General features: G+C 62.7%; 2 protein-coding genes. Both read left to right on the forward strand.

What is annotated here, in order from left to right:
• The first annotated feature begins 753 nt into the window (after window positions 1-753).
• Entirely contained in the window at window positions 754-1,902 is a 1,149-nt protein-coding gene (gene carA, locus H7007_RS03330) for a glutamine-hydrolyzing carbamoyl-phosphate synthase small subunit (RefSeq protein WP_287153078.1), read from the forward strand.
• Window positions 1,895-3,879 (forward strand): carbamoyl-phosphate synthase large subunit (gene carB, locus H7007_RS03335; protein WP_287153079.1); only part of this gene is annotated, 1,985 nt, incomplete at its 3' end. The genes carA and carB, both read left to right, overlap by 8 nt.

A 3,879-nucleotide genomic window follows, 5' to 3' on the forward strand; every position in this document is an offset into this window, starting at 1 on the left:
GGGTGATGACGTGGCTTATTCCGTCCAGCAGACCTCGGACGGGGGTTACATCCTCGCCGGATGGACGGAGTCCTTCGGAGCGGGAGGGAAGGACGTCTACCTGGTGAAGACCGACTCCACGGGAATCAGTATTTGATCAAGCTCATAAATCTACGAAAAAACAAGGGGCCGGATATGGACTTTTGATGAAGAGATTTGGCAACCTGTTCTTCGCTCTATCTTCGATACTGGCATCGATCTGGACAAAGCGGGAAAACCTTTGGAATTCGACTTCCATTAATCCGACCTGGTTTTGAGGAATCCATCTTTGGGCCACGATTTTGCACAAGGCTTGATTGACTGGGGTAAAAACATGCCCACCGCCCCGCATGCGTGTGTAGCAGCGTTATACCCTGCCACTTCCTTCTTTAGGGCTTTTTAATCCGGTTGCATATCCAAGGTTCAGCGTCGTCCGAGTAGACGAGTCTCATGATGGAAGAACCGGAGAACCGCCCTTCGTTATGGCGCGACGGGCTTTCATTATTCCGCCCTTAGACATAGGCTTTTTCCGCCATTCCACGCTTGAAGACTCGATCACGACGGGGTGGGCCTTTTTCATTGGTTGCCCCAAACCCCATCTGGGTCAACCGCCTTTCCCTCCTCGGCCCCGTTTAAGCCGACCTCTCCGCGAAATAGGCCTTCGCTCTTTCGCCTGTCTCCCTCAGTCCCTATAATAAACGGAAGACCGAGGACAGGAGGCAGGTAAATCCCCGCATGGAAAAGGCCGTAGTCCTGCTCGAGGACGGGAAGTACTTCACCGGCACGCCCTTCGGAGCACGGGGGGTGCGCACGGGAGAGCTGGTTTTCAACACCAGCATGACCGGATACCAGGAGATCCTCACCGATCCTTCCTACAAGGGCCAGATCGTCACCATGACCTACCCCCTCATAGGGAATTACGGGGTCAACGAGGAGGACGTGGAGTCCTGCGGCCCCCAGGTGGAAGGGTTTGTGGTCCGGGAGTGCTGCCGCTATCCGTCCAACTGGCGGTCCGCGCGGCCCTTGGATGAATATCTCGCGGAGCACGGCATCGTGGGCGTGGAGGGGGTGGACACCCGCGCCGTCACCCGCCACATACGCTCCATCGGGGCCATGATGTGCATCGTCTCCTCCGAGGACGCCGAGCTCTCGGAACTCAGGCGCATGCTGGATGAGGCCCCTCCCTACGTGGGAAGGGACCTGGTGAAGGAGGTCACCTGCAGTGAACCGTACCGCTGGGAGGACTCCCGAGTCCCTCCCATGGGAAGAGGGGTCATGCCCGCTGTCTCCGGGAACGGGAAGCGTCCCCTTCGTGTGGTGGCCTACGACTGCGGGATAAAGCGTAACATCCTGCGCATACTCTCCGCTTTGGGGTGCGAGGTCCTGGTGGTCCCCGCGGAGACCGCGGCTTCCAGGGTCTTACAGATGGGGCCTGACGGCATCTTCCTCTCCAACGGCCCGGGGGACCCGGCGGCGGTGACCTACCTCATCGATGAGGTGGCCAAGCTCATCGGGGTGAAGCCCATCTTCGGGATATGCCTTGGGCACCAGATACTGGGCCTGGCCTTGGGCGGGCGCACCTACAAGCTGAAGTTCGGGCACCGCGGCGCCAACCATCCGGTAAAGGACCTGCGGCGGGGCAATGTCCTCATCACCGCCCAGAACCACGGTTTTTGCGTGGACCTTGAGAGCATCGCCTCCGAGGTGGAGCCCACGTTCATAAACCTCAACGACGGGACCCTGGAGGGATTCCGCCACCGCCGCTACCCGGCCTACTCCGTGCAGTTCCACCCCGAGGACTCCCCGGGGCCCCACGACGCCGTCTACCTCTTCGGGGACTTCATCCGCGACATGCGCGCCGGGCGGGGTGAGCCCCATGCCTAGGCGCACGGACATCCACAAGATACTCATCATCGGCTCCGGGCCCATCATCATCTCCCAGGCCTGCGAGTTCGACTACTCGGGGACCCAGGCGTGCAAAGCACTCAAGGAGGAGGGCTTCCAGGTGGTGCTGGTGAACTCCAACCCGGCCACCATCATGACCGACCCGGAGATGGCCGACCGCACCTACATCGAGCCCATCACCCCGGAGGTGGTGGCCCGCATAATCGAGAAGGAGCGTCCCGACGCCCTCCTCCCCACCCTGGGGGGGCAGACGGGCCTGAACACGGCGGTCAAGGTGGCGGAGATGGGGGTCCTGGAAGAGTACGGGGTGGAGATGATCGGCGCCAACTACGAGGCCATCCGCAAGGCGGAGGACCGGGACCTCTTCCGCAAGGCCATGGCCTCCATCGGCCTGGACCTGCCCCGCTCCGGGCTGGCCCACTCCATGGATGAGGCCCGCGAGGTGGCCGCGGAGCTGGGGTTCCCTCTCATCATCCGCCCCGCCTTCACCCTGGGGGGCACCGGGGGCGGGGTGGCTTTCAACGCCGAGGAGTTCGAGCGAGTAGCCTCCGCCGGGCTGGACGCCTCCATGATCAGCGAGATCCTCATCGAGGAGTCGGTGATGGGGTGGAAGGAATACGAGCTTGAGGTCATGCGCGACCTCAAGGACAACGTGGTCATCATCTGCTCCATCGAGAACTTCGACCCCATGGGCATCCACACTGGGGACTCCATCACCGTGGCTCCCGCTCAGACCCTCACCGACCGGGAGTACCAGCTCATGCGGGACGCGGCCATCGCCATCATCCGCGAGATCGGTGTGGAGACGGGTGGGTCCAACATCCAGTTTGCCGTCCACCCCGACAACGGGCGCATGGTGGTCATCGAGATGAACCCCCGCGTCTCCCGGTCCAGCGCCCTGGCCTCCAAGGCCACCGGGTTCCCCATCGCCAAGATCGCCGCCAAACTGGCCGTGGGATACACCCTGGACGAGATCCCCAACGACATCACCAGGGAGACCCCGGCCTCCTTCGAGCCCACCATCGACTACTGCGTGGTGAAGATACCCCGCTTCACCTTCGAGAAGTTCCCCGGCGCCGACCCCACCCTGGGCATCTCCATGAAATCCGTGGGGGAGGTGATGGCCATCGGGCGCACCTTCAAGGAAGCGCTGCAGAAGGGCATCCGCTCCCTGGAGATCGGCCGCTACGGGCTGGGAAGCGACCGCAAGGAGCTCATGAGGCCCCACGACATCTCGACCCCCGAGGAGAGGATCGGGCGCACCTTCAAGGAAGCGCTGCAGAAGGGCATCCGCTCCCTGGAGATCGGCCGCTACGGGCTGGGAAGCGACCGCAAGGAGCTCATGAGGCCCCGCGACATCGCCACTCCCGAGGAGAGGGAGGAGGCCCTGGCCCTGGTGCGCGAGAAGCTAACCACCCCCAACGCCGAGCGTCTCTACTACATACGTTACGGTTTTCAGCTGGGAATGTCTTCCAGGGAGATGTACGAGCTCTCGGGCATCGACCCCTGGTTTCTGGAGAACATCCGGGAGATCGTGGAGGAGGAGGAACGGCTGCGCGGCCGGCGTCTAGCGGAACTCTCCGACGAGGAGCTCTTCCGGGCCAAGTCCATGGGTTTCTCCGACGTCCAGCTCTCCTTCCTCCTGGACTGCGAGGAGGGGGAGGTCCGGGAGCGCCGCCGCTCATCCGGACTTCGTCCCGTGTACAAGCTGGTGGACACCTGCGCCGCGGAGTTCGAGGCCTATACCCCTTACTATTACTCCACCTACGAGAAGGAGGAGGAGCCCGTTGCCGGTCCCCACGCCGGTTCCGGGAAGCCGAAGGTCATGATCCTGGGCGGGGGCCCCAACCGCATCGGGCAGGGCATCGAGTTCGACTACTGCTGCGTGCACGCCTCCTTCGCCCTGCGCGAGGAGGGCTACGAGTCCATCATGGTCAACAACAACCCGGAGACGGT

The organism is Candidatus Solincola tengchongensis (genome assembly GCF_015711935.1).
In the GTDB taxonomy this organism is placed as follows: domain Bacteria; phylum Actinomycetota; class Geothermincolia; order Geothermincolales; family RBG-13-55-18; genus Solincola_A; species Solincola_A tengchongensis.